Source organism: Algoriphagus alkaliphilus (assembly GCF_900103735.1).
GTDB classification, from domain to species: domain Bacteria; phylum Bacteroidota; class Bacteroidia; order Cytophagales; family Cyclobacteriaceae; genus Algoriphagus; species Algoriphagus alkaliphilus.
On the sequence record NZ_FMXE01000002.1, the window covers coordinates 272,393 to 292,167 of the forward strand.

General features: G+C 40.7%; 18 protein-coding genes and 2 tRNA genes. 16 read left to right on the forward strand and 4 right to left on the reverse strand.

Annotation, left to right across the window (positions count from 1 at the left end):
• Nucleotides 1–298: 298 nt before the first annotated feature.
• Both BLQ81_RS01225 and BLQ81_RS01230 read right to left on the reverse strand, forming a co-directional pair.
• On the reverse strand, nucleotides 299–658 hold the full coding sequence (locus BLQ81_RS01225) for a hypothetical protein (RefSeq protein WP_092728126.1): 360 nt from the start codon (nucleotides 656–658) through the stop codon (nucleotides 299–301).
• 7 nt (nucleotides 659–665) lie between these two features.
• Nucleotides 666–1,007, reverse strand: a complete 342-nt coding sequence (locus BLQ81_RS01230; protein WP_092728127.1) for a carboxymuconolactone decarboxylase family protein — start codon at nucleotides 1,005–1,007, stop codon at nucleotides 666–668.
• A gap of 282 nt (nucleotides 1,008–1,289) precedes the next feature.
• Here BLQ81_RS01230 and BLQ81_RS01235 point away from each other — a divergent pair, with 282 nt between their 5' ends.
• From BLQ81_RS01235 to BLQ81_RS01260, 6 genes are all read left to right on the forward strand, one after another.
• Nucleotides 1,290–1,784 (forward strand): ComF family protein, encoded by a 495-nt coding sequence (locus BLQ81_RS01235; RefSeq protein WP_317042009.1) that lies wholly within the window; start codon nucleotides 1,290–1,292, stop codon nucleotides 1,782–1,784.
• Nucleotides 1,785–1,791: 7 nt separating this feature from the next.
• Nucleotides 1,792–2,328 (forward strand): YfiT family bacillithiol transferase, encoded by a 537-nt coding sequence (locus BLQ81_RS01240; RefSeq protein WP_092728129.1) that lies wholly within the window; start codon nucleotides 1,792–1,794, stop codon nucleotides 2,326–2,328.
• A 9-nt stretch (nucleotides 2,329–2,337) separates the two neighbouring features.
• Nucleotides 2,338–3,096 carry an SDR family NAD(P)-dependent oxidoreductase gene (locus tag BLQ81_RS01245; RefSeq protein ID WP_092728130.1) on the forward strand — a complete coding sequence of 253 codons (759 nt, stop codon included), beginning with the start codon at nucleotides 2,338–2,340 and terminating at the stop codon, nucleotides 3,094–3,096.
• 73 nt (nucleotides 3,097–3,169) lie between these two features.
• Nucleotides 3,170–3,745 carry a hypothetical protein gene (locus tag BLQ81_RS01250; RefSeq protein WP_092728131.1) on the forward strand — a complete coding sequence of 192 codons (576 nt, stop codon included), beginning with the start codon at nucleotides 3,170–3,172 and terminating at the stop codon, nucleotides 3,743–3,745.
• A gap of 11 nt (nucleotides 3,746–3,756) precedes the next feature.
• Complete coding sequence (locus tag BLQ81_RS01255; protein WP_092728132.1) at nucleotides 3,757–4,215, forward strand: PaaI family thioesterase; 459 nt, start codon at nucleotides 3,757–3,759, stop codon at nucleotides 4,213–4,215.
• Nucleotides 4,216–4,242: 27 nt separating this feature from the next.
• Nucleotides 4,243–4,650 (forward strand): hypothetical protein, encoded by a 408-nt coding sequence (locus BLQ81_RS01260; RefSeq protein ID WP_092728133.1) that lies wholly within the window; start codon nucleotides 4,243–4,245, stop codon nucleotides 4,648–4,650.
• A gap of 187 nt (nucleotides 4,651–4,837) precedes the next feature.
• On the opposite strand, the gene BLQ81_RS01265 is transcribed toward BLQ81_RS01260, so the two are convergent.
• Nucleotides 4,838–5,371, reverse strand: coding sequence for an RNA methyltransferase (locus BLQ81_RS01265; RefSeq protein ID WP_092728134.1), 534 nt, complete (start codon nucleotides 5,369–5,371; stop codon nucleotides 4,838–4,840).
• A gap of 81 nt (nucleotides 5,372–5,452) precedes the next feature.
• Here BLQ81_RS01265 and mutS point away from each other — a divergent pair, with 81 nt between their 5' ends.
• From mutS to BLQ81_RS01315, 10 genes are all read left to right on the forward strand, one after another.
• Nucleotides 5,453–8,056 (forward strand): DNA mismatch repair protein MutS, encoded by a 2,604-nt coding sequence (gene mutS / locus BLQ81_RS01270; RefSeq protein ID WP_092728135.1) that lies wholly within the window; start codon nucleotides 5,453–5,455, stop codon nucleotides 8,054–8,056.
• A 57-nt stretch (nucleotides 8,057–8,113) separates the two neighbouring features.
• Nucleotides 8,114–8,911 carry a LuxR C-terminal-related transcriptional regulator gene (locus BLQ81_RS01275; RefSeq protein WP_092728136.1) on the forward strand — a complete coding sequence of 266 codons (798 nt, stop codon included), beginning with the start codon at nucleotides 8,114–8,116 and terminating at the stop codon, nucleotides 8,909–8,911.
• Nucleotides 8,912–9,048: 137 nt separating this feature from the next.
• A tRNA-Gly gene (locus BLQ81_RS01280) sits at nucleotides 9,049–9,121 on the forward strand.
• An 88-nt stretch (nucleotides 9,122–9,209) separates the two neighbouring features.
• Nucleotides 9,210–9,293: transfer RNA gene (locus BLQ81_RS01285), tRNA-Leu, on the forward strand.
• 215 nt (nucleotides 9,294–9,508) lie between these two features.
• On the forward strand, nucleotides 9,509–9,778 hold the full coding sequence (locus tag BLQ81_RS01290; protein ID WP_092728137.1) for a helix-turn-helix domain-containing protein: 270 nt from the start codon (nucleotides 9,509–9,511) through the stop codon (nucleotides 9,776–9,778).
• Nucleotides 9,779–9,802: 24 nt separating this feature from the next.
• Complete coding sequence (locus tag BLQ81_RS01295) at nucleotides 9,803–10,183, forward strand: hypothetical protein (RefSeq protein ID WP_092728138.1); 381 nt, start codon at nucleotides 9,803–9,805, stop codon at nucleotides 10,181–10,183.
• 429 nt (nucleotides 10,184–10,612) lie between these two features.
• Nucleotides 10,613–12,256, forward strand: coding sequence for a type IV secretory system conjugative DNA transfer family protein (locus tag BLQ81_RS01300; RefSeq protein WP_092728139.1), 1,644 nt, complete (start codon nucleotides 10,613–10,615; stop codon nucleotides 12,254–12,256).
• A 244-nt stretch (nucleotides 12,257–12,500) separates the two neighbouring features.
• A complete protein-coding gene (locus BLQ81_RS01305; protein WP_092728140.1) occupies nucleotides 12,501–13,352 on the forward strand; it encodes a hypothetical protein in 852 nt (283 codons plus the stop codon).
• Nucleotides 13,353–13,770: 418 nt separating this feature from the next.
• A complete protein-coding gene (gene mobF / locus BLQ81_RS01310; RefSeq protein ID WP_092728141.1) occupies nucleotides 13,771–16,530 on the forward strand; it encodes a MobF family relaxase in 2,760 nt (919 codons plus the stop codon).
• Nucleotides 16,514–16,900 carry a hypothetical protein gene (locus BLQ81_RS01315; protein WP_139183540.1) on the forward strand — a complete coding sequence of 129 codons (387 nt, stop codon included), beginning with the start codon at nucleotides 16,514–16,516 and terminating at the stop codon, nucleotides 16,898–16,900. Before mobF ends, BLQ81_RS01315 begins: the two co-directional genes overlap by 17 nt.
• Nucleotides 16,901–16,910: 10 nt before the next feature.
• Here the strand turns inward: BLQ81_RS01315 and BLQ81_RS01320 are convergent, their stop codons facing one another.
• Nucleotides 16,911–19,718 carry a TrlF family AAA-like ATPase gene (locus BLQ81_RS01320; protein WP_092728143.1) on the reverse strand — a complete coding sequence of 936 codons (2,808 nt, stop codon included), beginning with the start codon at nucleotides 19,716–19,718 and terminating at the stop codon, nucleotides 16,911–16,913.
• Between the last annotated feature and the right edge of the window lie 57 nt (nucleotides 19,719–19,775).

Consider the following 19,775-nt stretch of genomic DNA (forward strand, 5'->3'; position numbering starts at 1 on the left):
TTCCCCTGTGTGATCCCGTACCTACGGGATCATGGGCATTTCATCTGTTTATAATTGTTTTTTAGCGGTTATCCTGATAGCTATCGGGAGGAATCTCGCATGTATTCCCAGATAGCTATCGGGGTATCTCTTTGTGTGTCGCTTGCAACATGCTCGATTCATCTGTCTATAATTTGATTTAAGAGATCAGACCTGACTGTTGTCAGGCAGGCTGCTTTTCCCGATTTTTCTTCGGGAGAATCACCTAAGGTTCATAAATATCCGAGGTAGGTAACACTTTCGATAGCTTCAAATTCATTCAAATTTCAATTTGATACTCTTTTTCAAAATATTCCATTACTTGAATTTTTAGCAGCTTTTCCTGCTCCAATAAATCAAAATGAGGTAATTCTTTGATTAACTTCCAATGTGGCCAACCGTCTTGATCTACGAAATCCAGTTCGTAAAATCCGGCGTAACTCAGAACCTTGCAAACAGCAATGTGGATCAAATCCTGCTTTTGCTCTTTTGAGAATGTTTTGGTTCCCTTTCCTAATTCCTGAACACCTATCAGAAACAGTACGCCATTCAAGTCGTTTGGTTTTTTCCCGATCGTATCTTTTAGTCCGTCCAACAGCTTGGACCATCTTTTTTCTAGATCAAGATCACGTTTAAACATAGCTAAATTATTGATTTATAAGCTCTTCCCAGTATTCAACCGCTCTTCTGAGGTGTGGGACTACAATAGATCCTCCAATGACCAAGGCAATAGAAAAGACTTCAAAGATTTCTTCTTTTTTCAATCCTGCTTCATAGCTTTTGCCCAAGTGATACTTAATGCAATCGTCACATCTTAAAACCATGGAGCATGCCAAGCCAATCATTTCTTTGGTTCTTACATCCAGTTCACCGGCAGCGTAGGTGTTGGTATCAAGGTTAAAAAAACGCTTGATGACCTTGTTGTCCTCGGCCATGATTTTTTCATTCATCGCGGCTCGATAAGCATTGAATTCTTCTATCAGATTCATTAACTTAAGGATTAATATAAGTCTAAAGGGTAAATATACTGCATATTCCAGCCTAAGATGTAACAACAGAACTTTTTAGCCATGCGTTTGATTTTTTGGAAAGATTTTTTGGACCTCATTTTCCCACGAAACTGTCCCCAATGCGGACGGGCCCTTTTTGATTTTGAGCAGTGTCTATGCACGATCTGTCAGGGAAGTTTACCAGTAGCAAATTTTCACCTGAGGCCTTATGACAATGAATTGACGTCAAAAATCCGTGGCCTTACTAAAGTAAATCGAGTTATGGCCTACTTGAGATTTTCCAAAAAAGGGAAAAGCCAAAAACTTCTCCATCAACTTAAATACAAGAATAAACCGGAAATAGGTGAGGAAATGGGGCGATTGTATGGCTTACTTTTATCACAAAATGGCTATTTGAAGGAATGGGACGTGATTGTTCCAGTGCCTTTGCATCCGATGAAGCAAAAAAGGCGTGGATTTAATCAAAGTGAAAAATTCGCATTAGGTCTTGCCAAGCCTTTGGATCTTGCTGTAGAAAATCTGCTGGAGCGAAGAAAATTTACCGAAACACAAACCAAAAAATCCAGGCTGGAAAGGCTTGAGAACGTGGATGAAGTATTTGGCTTGAGACAGGGTGAAAATATTTCAGGAATGCGAATTTTGCTGGTAGACGATGTGATCACGACTGGAGCTACATTGTGTGCCTGTTCCAATGTCCTTTTGGCCAACGGTGCAAAACATGTAGATTTGGTTACCATCGCAGCCGGTGGTCAATAATATTCCTATGAGTACAGATATTGAGTTTCTTAAATACCCGATTGGTAGGTTTAAAATCCCTGAATCAATAACTTCAGAAACCATTCGGGAGGCCATTTTCCAAATCAAATTGTTCCCTGCAAATTTATTCACGGCAGTCAGTCCGCTTTCAACTCCTCAGTTGGATACCGCCTATCGTCCCGGAGGCTGGACTGTTCGTCAGCTGGTCCATCATTGCGCCGATAGCCATATGAATGCCTTCATCCGATACAAATTGGCTTTGACTGAAGAGAACCCCACAGTGAAGCCCTATGATGAGGCCCTTTGGGCTAATCTGACGGATGCTGCATTGCCAATTGAATCCTCCTTGTCCATCATTAAAGCAATCCATCTCAAATGGGGAATTTTGTTGGATTCGATGAAACACGAAGAATTCAAGAGGACCTATTTTCATCCTGAAAAGAAAAGAAATCAAGATTTGGAGGAAATAACGCTCCTTTATTCTTGGCATTCTCAGCATCATCTCGCGCATATTCAGCATCTGGTGATGAGAGAAAAATGGTAACCTTTACTTATGAATATATCACTTAAAAATCAACGAATCCTAGTCACAGGAGCGTCTAGAGGTATAGGACGTGCCATCGCCCGCCAACTTTCAGAGTCAGGGGCCGAGGTCATCATTCATTACAATTCAAATAAATCCGAGGCGGAAAGTCTCCAAAATCAGTTAAAAAACCCGGCACATATAGAAGCTTGTGACCTTTCCAGGTCAGCAGAAGTTGTAGGGTTTATTCCAAGAATGGTAGAAAAATATGGCCCCTTGACTGCCTTGGTTAATAATGCAGGAATTTCACCCGCAGCAGCGGACACCTTACCCACAGGGGAATGGCTTCAGATTTGGGAAAGAGTAATGGCCGTCAACGCCACAGCAGTAGGCATTCTGACGAAAGAATTTGTCGATCAAGCCAAAGTTCAGGAAAATGGTCGTGTCGTCATGATCTCCTCACGTGCGGCTTTTCGGGGAGATACACCGGATTATTTGGCCTATGCGGCTTCAAAAGGAGCATTGGTAAGCCTCACTCGATCCATTGCAAGACACTACGGAAAATTAGGAATCAAGGCGTTTCTCATTGCTCCCGGATTTACCCGAACTGATATGGCAAATGGAATTTTGGCGGAATATGGGGAAGACTTTGCACTCAAGGATATTGCATTGAAGGAATTAACTCTTCCTGAGGATATCGCTCCGATGGTGACTTTGCTTTGTTCCGGATTGGCAGATCATGCAACAGGCACTTCAATTGATATGAACGCAGGTTCCTATGTGAGATAAAACCTGAAAAGATTTCCAACAAAACCTTCATGCTCTTTTAGGGGTTTTTAGATTGATCTCTCCAAAACAACTCATGGCCCAAAGCGATCAAGTACTTACGCCTGAAGTAGTCAAACTTCTGAAAATCTTCATTTTTTTGTCCTTGGGTCTTGTTTTGATTCTTTCATTTTTTAATAGCTATCGAGCAAACAATACCGGAGAGGATAAATCCTATCGAGTAAATGATTCCAACCGCCTGTATTTTATGAATGTAAGAGCCATTCATTATGATCGGCAAGTTCGCCGTGATGCAGGTATGACGTTATTTCGTCATGGGAAAAGGCTACAGTCCGATGCGCAACCCTCCTTGGATTTGGTGATACTTTTAAATCCGGTGAAAGATGATGCCTACATCTACTTTGAATTGAAAAATGCAGATTGGCCTATTCGGCTCAGTGCAAAAACAGACAAGGATGTCCTGGTTTTTGATTTCTCAAATGGAAACAATGATGAACATTTTGGCCTGATCCAAAAGTTAAAGCCTCTAATTCAGGCGAATGCAGAGTTTGAGCTAATCCTGGACGGCAAAACATTTCCAATTTGGTCCAATGAAATGGAAAAAGAGGCGGTAAAGTCAGTTGTAGAAGACTATTTTAGGCTTCTGAATTAAACCAACTAAAAATGGATCAACCCACAAATCCCGGACTGGAATTTTTTAAAACACAGATTGGAAAAAAGCTGGACAAAACACCTTCTGCGGCAGGGAACTGGCTAAGCGGAACCTTATTGGAAATAGACTTACACCATATCAAAGTGTCCTACATTGTTCGTCCAGAGATGTGTAATCCCGGCAAAATTCTTCATGGTGGAATAGCTTCGCTGATGCTGGATGATGTGATCGGTATGGGAAATTTCGTGGCAGGATCTGAGTACCTGATGACCAGTATTAATTTGAATGTAGATTTTTTATCTGCTGCACAAATTGGTGAAAAACTGGAAGTTACAGCGAAATTGATTCGTTCCGGTTCAAATCTGAATCATTGGGAAGCCGTAATTCGAAAAGAATCCGGAAAGTTTGTGGCCAAAGCAAGCTCCAATCTGATCAAGACTCATGTGAAGCTCAAGGAACTTGGTTTTTAATTATTTTAAACAAATAAATTTTATACGATGAAAAAAGTAATTCTTTTAGCCTCTTTTGGCTTGATTTCAACTGCTGCCTTTGCACAGTGGACTGTTTCCTATCACCAAAGTAATCTGCCTTTTTTGGGAGTAAATAAGCAATTGGGAGAAAAATGGCTCCCGGAATTCCGAGTGGGAACGGACAATTTTGTGGATAATGTTTCTTTGGAATTAGTGATCAATCACATTTTTTACAAAAATGATCGAATCGACTTCTATGGAGGAATTGGAGGGCGCATTCAAAGTTTTGAGGGATTAGTAATTCCCGTCGGACTTAATATTTATCCATTCGAGCGAAAGGATTTTGGTTTTCATATCGAAGCGGCACAGTTTATTGGAGATGGAGATGTTTTTCGAGGTTCATTTGGGATCAGGTATCGATTCTTGAAGGAGTGAAAAACGCCTGGATCCAAAAGAATAATGCATTAAACACAAGGGTTTTTTTAACCTGATTTTCGTTGAATTGCTAGATTTGGTTTTTTCAAATTTGGCTTTTTAGCTTCGCTAAATTGCCCCAGACGCACAGATTTTTCGACTTTGAAATTTATTGATTCATCATCTGTGCATCTGTGGCAATCCCAATTCAGAACTGCTCCAGCTTCACCATCATATCCCAAACAGCTATTCCTAAGGACACCGAAATATTCAGGGAGTGCTTAGTTCCCAGTTGAGGGATTTCCAGCACTTGATCGCAGGCTTTTAATACATCTTCCTCTACCCCAAAAACTTCATTTCCGAATATTAAGGCATATTTTTTCCCTTTTTCAGGGGAAAAATCATTGAGCTTGATGGAGTTTTCTACCTGCTCCAAAGCACAAAGTTGGTAATCTGATTTTTGTAGCTTTTCCACAGCTTCCATAGTATTCAGGCAATATTCCCAATCCACAGATTCAGTCGCGCCTAAAGCTGTTTTTTGGATGTCTCGATGGGGTGGAGTGCCGGTGATACCGCAAAGGAAAATTTTGGCTATCCGAAACGCATCTGCTGTACGAAAGGCGGATCCTACGTTATTCAAACTCCGGACGTTGTCCAGTACCAAAACGATTGGTGACTTTTCGGTCTGCTTATATTCTTGAATCGAAAGCCGATCCAGTTCCTCCATGCTTAATTTCTTCATCTTTTTTGTTCTGCTATCCGAAACGGCTATTTTCAGGCCTTATTACAAGTTCAAAAGTACTACAATTCCCATTTTATCCCCATGAGCAAATCCAAAGACGGACAAGAAACTCCCCTGATGAAGCAATACAATGCCATCAAGGCCAAACACCCGGGTGCCTTGTTGCTCTTTCGAGTGGGGGATTTCTATGAAACCTTTGGTGAAGATGCCGTGGTTGCCAGTAAGATTTTGGACATTGTGCTGACCAAGCGTGCAAATGGCGCAGCATCCCATATCGAGTTGGCGGGTTTTCCACATCATTCTTTGGACAACTATCTCCCAAAGCTTGTTCGTGCAGGAAATCGAGTCGCTATCTGCGATCAACTTGAAGATCCCAAGTCGGTCAAGGGAATAGTCAAGCGCGGTGTGACCGAGTTGGTTACGCCCGGACTTTCCTACAATGACCAAGTTCTCGATACACGAAAAAACAACTACCTCGCCTCTATCCATTTTGGCAAGGAAAAGCACGGAATAGCCTTTTTGGACGTTTCTACAGGGGAATTTATGTGCGCTCAGGGCAACTCTTCTTATTTGGAAAAGTTGATCCAGAGTTTTGCACCATCAGAGATCATTTATTCAAAAGCAGCAAAGAAGACTGCCGCAGAGATCATCAAGAACGAATTCATCACTTTTCATTGTGAGGATTGGGTTTTCCAGTACGATTTCACCTATGAAAAGCTGAAAAACCATTTTGGAACGGCCAATTTGAAAGGATTTGGGATCGAAGAATTGGAGTCTGGAATCATAGCTGCCGGTGCCATTTTGTATTATTTGGAAGAAACGGAGCACCGGGAAGTCCAACATATCTCCGCGATTTCCAGAATAGCGGAAGAGAAATATGTTTGGCTGGACAAATTCACGATCCGCAACCTGGAGTTGGTTTTTCCACAGCATGAGGGAGGCGTTCCCTTGATCAATATTTTGGATCAGACTGTCACCCCGATGGGTTCCAGAATGATGAAAAAGTGGATGGTACTTCCTCTGAAAGAAAAACAAGCCATCGAAGAGCGCTTGAATGTGGTGGATTTTTTCTACCAAAACTCGGCCTTGATTGATGAAATTCTTGCTCCGCTTAGGCTAATCGGCGATTTGGAACGGCTGATTTCCAAAGTGGTGGTGGGTAGGGCAAATCCCCGCGAAATGAATCAAATCAAACGCGCACTTAAATCCACACTTCCGATCAAGGAAATGCTGAAAACGCAGAAAAACCCTACGCTAAAACGGCTTTCCGATCAGATTCACCCATGCGAGTTTTTGCTGGACAAAATCGATCGGGAACTCAAAGAGGATGCGCCGATGCTTGTCCACCAAGGTGGGGTGATCAAAGACGGCGTAGATTCTGAATTGGACGAATATAGAGGGCTGGCCAATACCGGAAAGGATTTTCTTGTAAAAATCCAGCAGCGTGAGGTCCAAAATACCGGGATTTCCTCCTTGAAAATTTCCTATAACAAAGTCTTCGGCTATTATCTCGAAGTGACGCATGCACATCGAGATAAGGTACCCCAGGAGTGGATCCGCAAGCAGACCTTGGTCAATGCGGAGCGCTACATCACGCCCGAACTTAAAGAATACGAGGAAAAAATTCTTCATGCAGAAGATCGGATGCAGGGTATTGAGCAACGCTATTTTACCGCCCTTGTCCAGGAGGCGGCACAGTTTGTCACTCAGATTCAACAGAACGCAAGGATTCTTGGGACCTTAGATGCTTTGATTTCTTTTGCCCAAGTGGCACTTTCCAACGGCTACTCCAGACCTAAGATTTCAGATACTGAGACGCTTGAAATCAAGGACGGCCGACACCCTGTTATTGAAAAGCAACTTCCTCCGGGGGAAAATTACATTCCCAATGATATTTACCTTGATCATGACAGTCAGCAGATCATGATCATCACCGGGCCGAATATGGCGGGTAAATCTGCCTTGCTTCGCCAAACGGCCCTCATTGTACTAATGGCACAAATGGGAAGTTTTGTGCCGTCTTCATTTGCCCGCATAGGAATTATAGATAAGGTCTTTACTCGTGTTGGCGCATCAGACAACCTATCCAAAGGAGAATCTACCTTCATGGTAGAAATGACCGAGACCGCCAGCATTCTCAACAATCTTTCCGATAGGAGCTTGGTGCTGATGGATGAGATTGGTCGGGGTACTTCAACCTACGACGGGATTTCAATCGCATGGTCGATTGTGGAATTTTTGCACAATCACCCAACGTTCAAGGCAAAAACCTTGTTTGCAACCCATTATCACGAACTGAATCAACTTTCGGGAGATTTTCCCCGAATTAAAAACTTCAACGTTTCGGTCAAAGAGGTAGGTAATAAGGTTATTTTTATGAGAAAGTTGAAAGAAGGAGGAAGCGAACATAGTTTTGGAATTCATGTCGCACAAATGGCGGGAATGCCTAATCCTATTGTCCTACGGGCGGCTGAGATCATGGGACATTTGGAAAAAGATAAGGAGCTAAAAGAGAAAAAAGAACATTTTAAATCCATGCCCAAGAATAATTTTCAGCTAAGTTTGTTTGAAATGGATCCAAAGTTTACAGAGGCAAAACAGCTTTTAGATCAGATTGATATCAACGCAATCTCACCGATTGAAGCACTTTTGAAATTGCACGAAATAAAAAAGAAATTGGAATAATTTGTTCGGAATCGTATATTCTCATCAGATTTAAACTAACACACACTCTTATTTAAGATGGATAAGGTATTACTCAAAAACCTGAAAAAGCAGGATAAGTATACCAAATTCTTTAAGGAATGGAAGAATCAGGAATTTAAGGGTGAAATAGATGAGCCAAAACTCAAGGACGAACTGGCTACCCTTAGTAAGACTATTGGGATGCAGGAAAGTCTGGTTATTGCATGTTTCGATTACCGAAATCTGAATCTTGCTTTTTTTACGGGAAATGTGGAAAAGCTTACTGGATATCCTGAGTCAATGTTTCGAAACAAAGGCATGGAGACTTCCTTTACGATGATTCATCCGGATGATCGCCCAGAACTTTTCCGATTCCAAAAAATTGTTTTTGATGCATTTCATGGACTTTCTATTCCCGAGCGACATACCTTTGAGTTTTCTTACACCACCCGCTGGGTCCATAGAACTACCCAAGATGTAATATGGATGACATCGAAGGTTAGACCCTATGTGATCGATGAATGCGGCAATTTCATTATGGATTTGCATATCATTGTTCAGCTTTTTACTCCTCCAAAATCCAAAAATTACGATTGGAGTTATACGTATTCCAAGGCCGATGGAACTAGGATATTTGTCAGTAAAAACTCACCTGTGATTAAAGCGGTCAAATTGACTTCAAAAGAGCGGGAAATAGTGGATTTGATTTTGGAAGGAAAAGAATCAAAGGAAATAAGTAAGATTTTGAATATTTCCATAAATACAGTTGCAACCCACCGAAAGAATATACTTCGAAAGCTTGGAGCAAAGAATGTCGGAGAGATGATAAAGATTTTGGCCTCCTACAATTTTTGAAGAGACTGTAAATCAAGGTTCAACGCGGATTTTAAAGCCATTAAAAAAAAAATCCGCCATACTGACTTGTAAAATTATTTTGTGGGCTTACCTTTGCATCCACAATCGCTCAAAAAAAGATTTGAGTAATGACAAAAGCGAGAGTAGCTCAGCTGGTAGAGCACGACCTTGCCAAGGTCGGGGTCGCGAGTTCGAATCTCGTCTCCCGCTCAAAAAAGCCCTTGAAAAAGGGCTTTGTCATTTCAGGACATTTGGAATTTCAAATGGGACTGAGTGCTCTACTCAACAAGTAGAGTAAGCCGGGATGGTGGAATAGGTAGACACGCAAGACTTAAAATCTTGTGGGAGCAATCCCGTGCGGGTTCGATTCCCGCTCCTGGTACAGCTGATAATCAGCGATTTAGAGCTTCCTCAAAAGGGAAGCTCTTTCTTTTTAAAATCATGGGTACAACATAGGTACAACAAAGAGATTTTTCCTGGTGCCATTTAAATGAAAAAAGGCGAAGCTCGTACACATTCTGGATCTTATTTGGTTCTTCTTCGTGTAAATTTCAGTAAAGGTTTTCCCCAGAGTTTTCTTAATTAATCATCTATTCCATGAATGTCATATGTCTGCATGAAGAGGCTTTCTATGCCCTGATTGATACGGTGGTCAAGCGGATCAAAGAGACGCATGGCATTAAGGAAGATAAATGGATTACAACCGATCAAGCTATGCGCAAGCTCGGTATTACGAGTAAAACCACTTTGCAGAAATGGCGGGATGAAGGACGCATTCGTTTTACTCAACCAGAGAAAAGGATCATCCTTTACGATAATGACTCAATCAAAGAGTTTTTAGAAAAAAACGCCAAGGATACATTCTAATCGTAATCATTAAATCACAAGGTTATGGGTTTTTCAGCACTGAGTAAGGAAGAAGAAGAAAAATACGCCAGAGGCTATAATGCTTTTAGTTTTATAAAACAGTATGAACCTGATTTGGTCAAAGAGCTTGATTCAATCAAGGCAGATGGGGCTTATTTTGATGGGTTACGTCATGGCCGTTTAGATGATCGAATGAATGAGTTCTATGAGAACAAACTGCCCGAATGGATGGAAGGCGTTGATCCCTTAAAAGATCAATTTGATGACAATGAAAAAGACATTACAAAAGATCCATCAAAAGAAGATGTTGATCCTACAAAAGATCAATTCAATGATAATGGAAAAGATATTATTGGCGGTCCATCAAAAGAAAGAGATTATGATGGCCCTGAATTAGATCGATAAAACCTCTTTTGAAAATACATCCCGCAACGGACTTTCTTGAAAAAAGTTGGAAAGATTGATACGAAAAAAAATAAATTAAATTTATTCAGATGTGGCTTTGAAGTTTATTGAATAAGTTTTATAATTATAAAATCAGTGTTCGAATGCACAATAATGTCTCTTGCATTCGCTATGCCTTCACCTTGGGGAATTACGCCGACATCCCTTACACATCATTCAGGCAGCGTTGACCAAACCGCTTTTAGTCTTGGTATCCTTTAATCAGAGTACCCTTCTTGGAAAAGTCCCTAAACGACGAACACCATTGTGGCTTATTGAGTAAGCCATTTATCGCCTCCGGTTAGAGAGAAAAGTGAACATCTGAGCTCATTTTTCGCCTCTATAAAAAGTACGCACGCTCAACTTGTTCACTATCAATGCTCTCAAACCATGAACACCCAAGCTCACGGCAAATCCTTCTTGGATATTCCCGTATTCCACTTCCCCACACCAGAAGGCCAAAGTGCCTTTACTATTCGCCACGCTGTTGAAGGCATTCAAATTGTCGGTGGCATCGGCTCTGGAAAAACATCTGGTTCAGGCCGCTTTCTAGCCCTCAACTATCTCAAACTTGGCTTTGGCGGTCTTGTCATGACTGCAAAGCCTGACGAGAAAGACCTGTGGATAGACTATTGCACAAAAGCAGGTCGGCTTGATGACCTCATTATCATTGAACCAGGCGGTAAATACTGGTTTGACTTCCTGGCCTACGAATCCTCCCAAAACGGCACAGGCAATGCTTTTACCGAAAACGTCGCTGAAGTTTTAAAGGTCGTTATTGAGTCCTCCAAGATCAAAGACCGAGGTGTTTCAAAAGACGATCCTTTCTGGCAACAGGCTTTGGATATGCTGATATTCAACGTCATTGATCTGTGCTTGATGGCCTATGACAAAGTAACTGTCCAGCTTCTTCACGACATTGTTCAATCCCTCCCCAACGCAAAGAAACCTGCCATGGCCTCTCAAAAAGAATGGGATGCCTTTTATCTGGAGGATCGTAAAAAGTGGATGGAGCAAGAGGAAAAAAGACGTGCTCAAACGCCCCATACCCAAGAGTTCAAGGAACGGAAATATACCCCTTCCAAACAACCTACGCCTTTTGAAAAAGCCATGGTGGAAGCCCATCGACGATTTAAAGAAAAGGTGGATGCGTATATGGAGGGCAACCGTGATAATCTGGATACGCTCAGGGGTAATCAGGATTTATCGGATTTCTTAAAAAGTGAGTTTCCTCATATCCGCACATTTCACCATCTCTGGCAGTTTTTCATGGAGTCATTCCGCACACTCAATGAAAAAACCCGCAGCATCATTGAATTCTCATTCACAGGGTTCCTGTTCCGTTTACTACGTGAGCCGATTTTCTCTCTGTTCTGCAAAGGGAACTACAATGTGACCCCAGAGGATAGCTTGAAGGGTAAAATCATCCTGTTGAACCTGCCTGTCAAATCCCTCCATAAAGTGGGACGTGATTGCCAAATCCTCTTCAAATATATCTGGCAAAGAGCTATGGAGAAGCGGAATATCAAGGAAAACCCCCGTCCCGTTTTCTTATGGGCGGATGAAGCCCAAAACTTCATTCATGAGCATGACCCTGTGTATCAGGCAACCGCTCGATCCTCTTGTATTTCGACTGTGTACATTACGCAAAACCTGCCGAACTACTATGCAATGATGGAAAGCGATAATGGTTCTGCACGGGTTAAAAGCTTCTTAGGCACCATGGGTACCAAGATCTTCCATGCCAATGCAGACATCGAAACCAATCAATATGCTTCAAACCTCGTGGGTGAAGCCTATATTGAGAAATTCACGGAGACCACTGGTCTTTCCAAAGAATCCCCCAATTTCTCTCAGAACAAATCCATAGAGCTTGAGAAAGTCTTCCGGCCAGAAGATTTTATCCCACTCAAGACGGGATCGCCAAACAATGCCTACATGGTGGAAGGGATAATCCACCGCCAGGGCGATCCTTTGTTTGATGGAAATAACTACATGAAGCTGACTTTTGATCAGAAGTTCACGCCTTCATAGAGACTATCCCCAATAATCAACAGTACAAGCGTTGAACTTCCTGACCTGCCTAATTGCGCACGAGAAGGCCACAGGATCGTTACGCCCTGTCTTGAACTAAACACTATTCAGACAAGCCATTTTGCCTGACCGTGGAAAAGTATGTCCATGTCACACCTCTCTCATGGAGGTGATTAGGATTGGTCTGTCTAACCTTCAGTTCACTTTATCTCAAATCTTTATTCACTTTAAAATCATAGAAACCATGAATATCACTTATTATTCTTCTGTAAAAATGCAGCGTCAATTGCCAATTGAAGTCGCTGTTTTAAAGCTGATTTACAATATCCTCTCAATCCCGAAAATGGCCCTGGAGGTCTTTTCGAGAAAGAGCTTCGGAGAACGGTATTTCAGCCCGTTTATAAGCGTCTTTGGGATCATCATTCTGGCGATTGTGCCGATGATCTTCCCAACGACAGACAGATACCCATTTAGCATGTGGCAAATGATCGGCGCAAATATGAGCTGGTACCTATACTTGGCAGGATTCACCACCATGTGTGTGTTGCGGTATTTAGAAATCAGGCATGAGCCGTCCGTCTTTGACTTTGCCAAGCATAGTCTCTTTGATGGGGAACATCAGGAATGGTTCCACAAACTTGTCTTAAGCCGATTTGGCAAGCTCACCCCTCGATTGATAGATATCTGGGTAGAGCCAGGATTCTATTTCCTTATCGGCATTCTTCTCGTCACCTTCCAATTCATCTTCATCGGTATTTGGATTATCCTGTGTGCTTTGTGCTATATGCTGGCTAATCAGATTTCTTACAATCAAGGCGATCATATGATCATGGATTGGATTGACCGTTTGATTGAAGCCGAGCAGTTTGAGCGGTACTTTGTCGATAATCGACCTACCTCCGAAACCAAAGGGTTTAAGATTAACGGTAGGCGACCTGTTGGCAAAAAGATGCAACAAGCAGTAGCGAAGCTGGCAACATCCTCAACGGGTGATTTGAAGGATAAATCAGGTCAGCCTGTAGACTGGGATTGGCTGAAAAAGAATGCCTTTGATGACGAGGGCAACCCCAGCTTGAACTACTTCAATAAGATGTAAATCAAAAAAGCCTCCTGCCTCAAGAGCACTGCAGAAAAATTAGGGAACGACCCCCGGGGGCACTGCGAGTGAATTAGGATTTTGGGGTGGGGGGCATGTATTAGGGGAGATGTCTGATGGTTAAGTTTGGCTTGGGAGGGTGTGTTTTCGAGTGACGATTTGGGAACGCACTTTCCACAGGCCAAATATCGGTGAATGATCATAAATGCGTTTTGATAAAAATTTTGCAGTGCTTGGATGATTGATCAGGATTTACCTCGCTAAATACAGAATAAAACGCATGTAATGCCTTTGAAAAGAAGAAGCGATAAAGCTCAAAAAATGGATGATAATTGATACTGATTAGAGTTTCTTATTCAGCAAATACCATCTCCAATTTTGACGCACTTACAAGCAAAAATTAACTACACTCAGCGTCATGATCCGCATGATTTTATCTTCATCTTCCGAAGCTGCCAAATCCTACTTTTCGGAGAGTTTGGCAAAGGCGGATTATTACATCAACGATCAGGAACTCAAAGGCAGTTTTCATGGCAAACTTGCCAACCGTTTAGGCCTTTCACAAGAAGCATCGAAAGATCAGTTTTTTGCACTATGCGAAAATAAAAACCCGATCACCCAAGATCCACTGACCATGCGGACCTATGAGAACAGGCGCATTGGCTATGACATTAATTTTCATTGTCCGAAGTCGGTTTCGATTATCCATGCTTTTTCCAAAGACAGTCATGTCATGGATATTTTTCAGTCGAGTGTAAGAGAGACCATGACTGAAATAGAAAAGTCTTCCAGTACTCGTGTCCGTAAGTTTGGAAAGATGGATGATCGACAAACAGGCGAACTCGTCTGGACGGAGTTTATTCACCAAACAGCACGTCCAACAGAAAATCATGCGCCTGACCCTCACCTTCATGCCCATTGCTTTGTGTTCAATGCTACTTGGGATCATGTTGAAAAGGAATATAAAGCAGGGCAGTTTGGCGATATAAAGCGGGATATGCCGTTTTATCAAGCACGGTTTCATAAAGTGCTGTCCGATAAATTGATTGATGCAGGGTATGAGATCAGACGTACCAAATCATCTTTTGAGATTGTGGGTGTACCACAACACGCCATTGATCAGTTTTCCAAGCGCACAAATGAGATCGGACAGATTGCGCAGGAAAAAGGCATTACCGATGCGAAGGAGCTAGATAAGCTTGGAGCCATGACCCGAGGCAAAAAAGCTTCAGGTATGTCCATGGCAGAACTAAGGGACAACTGGCGCACCCAAATCAAGGAAAGTGAAATGGCATCAGAGCCAGGCATGGAGATCAACCCACAAATCCGTCATACGGATCCTGATAAGTTGAAGGAGAAAGAACATCGATTAACAGCTGAAATCAGCGTTAATCATGCCATTAACCATGGCTTTGAACGGGCATCCGTGATGCCAACCTCCCGTATTTTGGCGGAAAGTTACCGTCATGCGATTGGGGACAATCGCACCACCATCGAGGACATCAATACAACTCTTCAGGAGAAGAAAAGTCTGATTCATCTCAAAGAGGCTGGCCGAGACATGATCACAACCCATTTCGTGATCGAAGAAGAACGAGAAATGGTTTATTTGGCCAAGGAAGGGCTTGGGAATTCTTCGCCGCTATACACCTCCCCACCAGAGATCAAGGGCCTCAAGGGCAAGCAAAAGGCTGCTGTGGAGGATATTTTGACCAATACGAACCGAGTATCCATTATTCGGGGTGTGGCGGGATCAGGAAAGACCTTTTTGCTCAAAGAAGCGGTGAACAAGATTGAGGCAAAAGGTAAACAGGTAACTCTCATTGCTCCGACCGCTCAAGCGTCTCGTGGAGTGTTACGGGAAGATGGGTTCCAAAAAGCGGAAACCGTTGCCAAGTTCTTGAATGACCCCAAAATGAAACAGGAAATCAAAAACCAAGTCCTTTGGGTGGATGAAGCCGGACTTTTGGGGACAAAGGATATGGTCAGCCTATTAAGGGTCACACGTGAACAAAATGCCCGTCTGGTGTTGATGGGAGACACACGTCAGCATGCAAGTGTATTGAGGGGCGATGCGTTACGGATATTAAATACTGTTGGGGGGATTGAAACCTCAGAGGTAAGCCAAATAAAGCGGCAAGAGAATGTTTACTATCGAGAAGCAGTACAAGATTTAGCAAATGGTGCCATCCGATCCGGCTTCAACCGCTTGGATCAATTAGGCTTCATTAAAGAAATTGATCCTCTAAAACCAAACAAGGCTTTGGTGAATGACTATGTTCAGGCTATCAAAAACAAAAGATCAGCATTGGTCATTTCACCGACCCATGCTCAAGGCGAAAAGGTAACAACTGATATTCGAAAAGAGCTCCAACGTAAAAAATTAATTGCCAAGCGGGAAAAGAAATTGACCAGGCTTGAAAACACCAATTTAACAGAGAGCCAGAAAAAAGATCATCGAAATTTTCGGAAAGGTCAATTTGTACAGTTTAGCCAGAATATCGACCAGTTCCGCAAAGGAACTCTTTGGTCAGTAGAAGAAACAAAGGATGGAATACCCTTTCTGAAAAATCACAGCGGTGAAAAAGCAGCTGTACCCTATCAGAAAGCTGATTATTTTGATCTCTTCGATAGCAAGCCCATTTTTCTTTCAAAAGGGGATCAAGTGGTCATTACCAAAAATGCCCAGGATCAATTCAAACACCGAATGAATAATGGTGATTTCCTGAAAGTGGATCAAATTACCAGAGATAACAAACTCGTTCTAATCAACCCGAAGAGCCAACAAAAATATACAGTAAACAAAGATTTTGGGCATATCAAACATGGGTATGTAGTCACCTCTCATGCCTCACAGGGCAAAACAGTGGATGAGGTGTTCATCTCCCAACCAGCTTCTACCTTTCCTGCCACCGATGCCAAACAGTTTTATGTTTCCGCATCTCGTGGTAGAAAAGCGGCCCATATCTATACGGATGACAAAGAAGAGCTGCTTGAGCATGCAAGTACCATGGGTGATCGGAAATCGGCTCTAGAGCTTGCAAAGGAAAATGGGATTTCCGAGGATCATGCAATTGAGCGATCAGCCGAAAAGATTAAGGATAAGTCACAAACTCCGGAGCGAAACAGCCAAAAAGAAAAACAACTAGACGACCTATTTTATGAGCCAGAGCGATGATTTCTTTGACAGCATGTTTGGCAGATCAGAAGGCCAATCCACTGATCCCAAAGAAGAGGAAAAAGCCAAATTTGAGGCGATCCGCTATTACCAGAAAGGGGAATTTTCGCTATATATCAGTTTTGTGGATCTGAAACAAAGACGGAGCTTTTTTAACTACAGTCGAATGCTTTCAGCGGAATATGACCCGACCATACAACGGATCAAGCTGACTTTCTCAGAAAATATGATTGAACTGGAAGGAATGCACTTAGAAAAATTATACTACCAACTCATGGAAAATCAGGTCAAAGAGATCATTCAGCAGGATAAACGATACATTGAAATCAGAAATAGCATTCCTACTGTTTTTGAATTGAAAATAATCTAATTAAAATTTTTCAATTAGACTTATATCTTTTTGATCTCATTTCAAAGGCAGTTTCACCACCTTCCATAACATCACATATTTCTTTCTTAATTGCCGCTTGTTCAACGGTTCCTGAATGCAAGACTTTTAACGTATTGCTTTCTGTATCCATAGAAACAATAAATTCAGCATCACCATTTACAGGAACATTCGCATTGTGAGTTACCACAATTAATTGTCTTCTTTCTTTTGCTTGCTTAAGTCTATCTACGATCAACTCATAAACCAATCTGTTATCCAAGTCATCTTCAGGTTGATCAAGAATTAGAGGTAACCTTCCGTATGACAAAATGAAGGTTAAGATTGCGGTTGTTTTTTGTCCCGCAGATGCAGTTGATAATGACCTAAAGGTAGAAGTGGCGGTTGGTTTATATTGAATCTCGATCTCATCTTCGGGCAACATCAATTCTATTTCGTCAATTTGAGCATCATTCAACGTTCTAACTAGATTTACAAAAAATCCTGAAACGATAGAACCGACATCTTTATTCTCTTTTATCTTTAAAAAAATACTTCTTAAATCCTTTATTTTATTTTCTACATTCCCATTGAAACAAAGCTCCACTAGAGCATCTACATCAGATTGAAATGAGGTGTTTTCTCTTTGCAAAATTGTTCTTAATCGAGCCTCAAAGTCCACTTTATTTCTGAATGGCTTGATATTAACTTTTACTTTGTCACCAACCAAAACCCCTTTAACAAATTTTTGTCTTAGATCTGTAATTTCCTTACTTAAGCGGAGATATTCATCTCGCAGTCTTTCTCTTTCTTTTTTATCTAATTTTCGTGTCTCATTTTTAGCAATTATATTTTCAAGTTCTATTTCTAGCTCTGATTTTTCCATTGAAAATCTTTCAAAACTTGAAATTGAATCGATACCATCTTTTTCAAGTTCTTCTCGTTTTTGGAAAAATTCTTCTGAGGTCCTTGTCAAATCTTTTTTCCATTGAGATGTATTAATTGATTTCTCAAAACCAGATTTAATTTGAACTACTTCTTCTTTTAACTTTTCTAACGATTTTTTTATATTTTCAAATTCTACTATTACAATTTTAGAGGCGGACTTCAATTCTACCTCATGCGTTTGACTAAAAATTGTAGTATCGAAATCTTCAATTTTAATATTTTGTGCTAATTGATCTATTTGATTTTTCCTATCCTCGATTTCAGAGCGAAATGCGTTTATCAAGTGGTCTTGATTTGTATATGTTTCTTTTGCTTTTAATAAACTGGCAATTCCACTTTGCTGAAGTTTTTTTATGTTTGCTTCTAGATCCTTAATCCGTGTTTCAATTTTACCTTTTCCTGCTATTACTACATCTGCCGTTCTAATTGCTGCAGATTTTTCTAAAAATAATTTTTTTATATGTTCTCTATCTATTTTTATTTTCTCAAGCCCTTCAATAGCTCTATCAATTCGTTCTCTTAATGCATTAGGCTCTTGTGCAATTTCATAAATCTGCTTCTGAGAATAGTGTTCAAATTCAAAAAAATCTATATATCCCTCATCTTTTATATCTTCCCAAATCCCTTCCTCATTTCTTTTCTGAATATTGATTGTTTGAGCTTTTGAATCAGTAATATTGGAAGCAATTATCTTATGAGGAATTTCATTTCTTATGAACTCAATTTCAATTATAGATTCATCTGTTAAGACACCTTTTTTTTGCCTACCAGATACTTTCTTGTAAAATTCATTATGATCTTCAAGAATTTCTTTTAATTCATTTAAATCGCTCGTCTTATTAAATACTCCACGAATAAATCTTAAAATACTCGATTTTCCACTACCTCTGCCTCCTATTAAAGTATTTAGCTGTGGATTAAAATCAATTATTAGAGGTATTTTTTCCTCTGTAATAGTAGTATTTAATATAGAAATTGATTTAATCCAAAGATTTGGCTTTGTATATGGAGTATCATTTGAGTCAAAATCATTCTTGATACGATAATCAGGTAAAAGAAATGCTTGCCTTAACCCTTCCAAAGAAGGGCATTCATCCATTTTTATCCAAGTAAAACGTCTTCCAATACCCCAAAGACCGTGTTTTGGGTTTTTTGGCTCATGTGGATTATCAGAGAATGTTAGAATTGCTAATTGATTTTCTAAAGCATATTTCACTGGAGTAAACCACGCCTTTAAGAATGAATCATCAATTTGAGGATTAGGATTATTATAATAGTTGTTTAAAAAGGACTTTAGATCTGTATTTCCCGAAGTTTGGAGCGAAGTGTCCAAAAATTCTTTATGAACAACTTGTACGGCGTTTATATCGTCTCGCGAATAGAATTTTTCTAAATTTTGGGCGCTTAATGTATTTAGTCCTGCATATTCGTCAATGTGAGCAGGTATAATCAAAGCACCGCTTCTAGCAGTAGCTATATCAGCAATTTCAAAAACGGATTTAGTTGTTGTTGCATCTTGTTGACCGTATTGGGTATATTCAATATCACATTTACTCAAAAAGCTTTTCACATCTTCTTCACCTTTTGATGGGTCAAATAGAATTAGGAGGTGTATTTTTGATGTATCACAAGTTATTTCAACTCCTGGAAAAACCACCAATTTCGTTCCACGGGCAGCATCTTGAATTGATGAAATTCCTAATGATGAGTTGTGGTCTGTAACTGCTACACAATCTAAGCCTTGTTCGATGGCTCTATCTACCCACTGTTTAGCAGTTACGGTTTTATCCAGAAAACATAAGCTTGAAGTAGTATGTAAATGCAAATCACATTTATACCATCGGGCTCCTTTGAATAATATATCGTTTTGCATTTACAAATTATTCTTTCTTTTAATTTTGTAATTATTGCCAATTTTCTTGATTTTGTC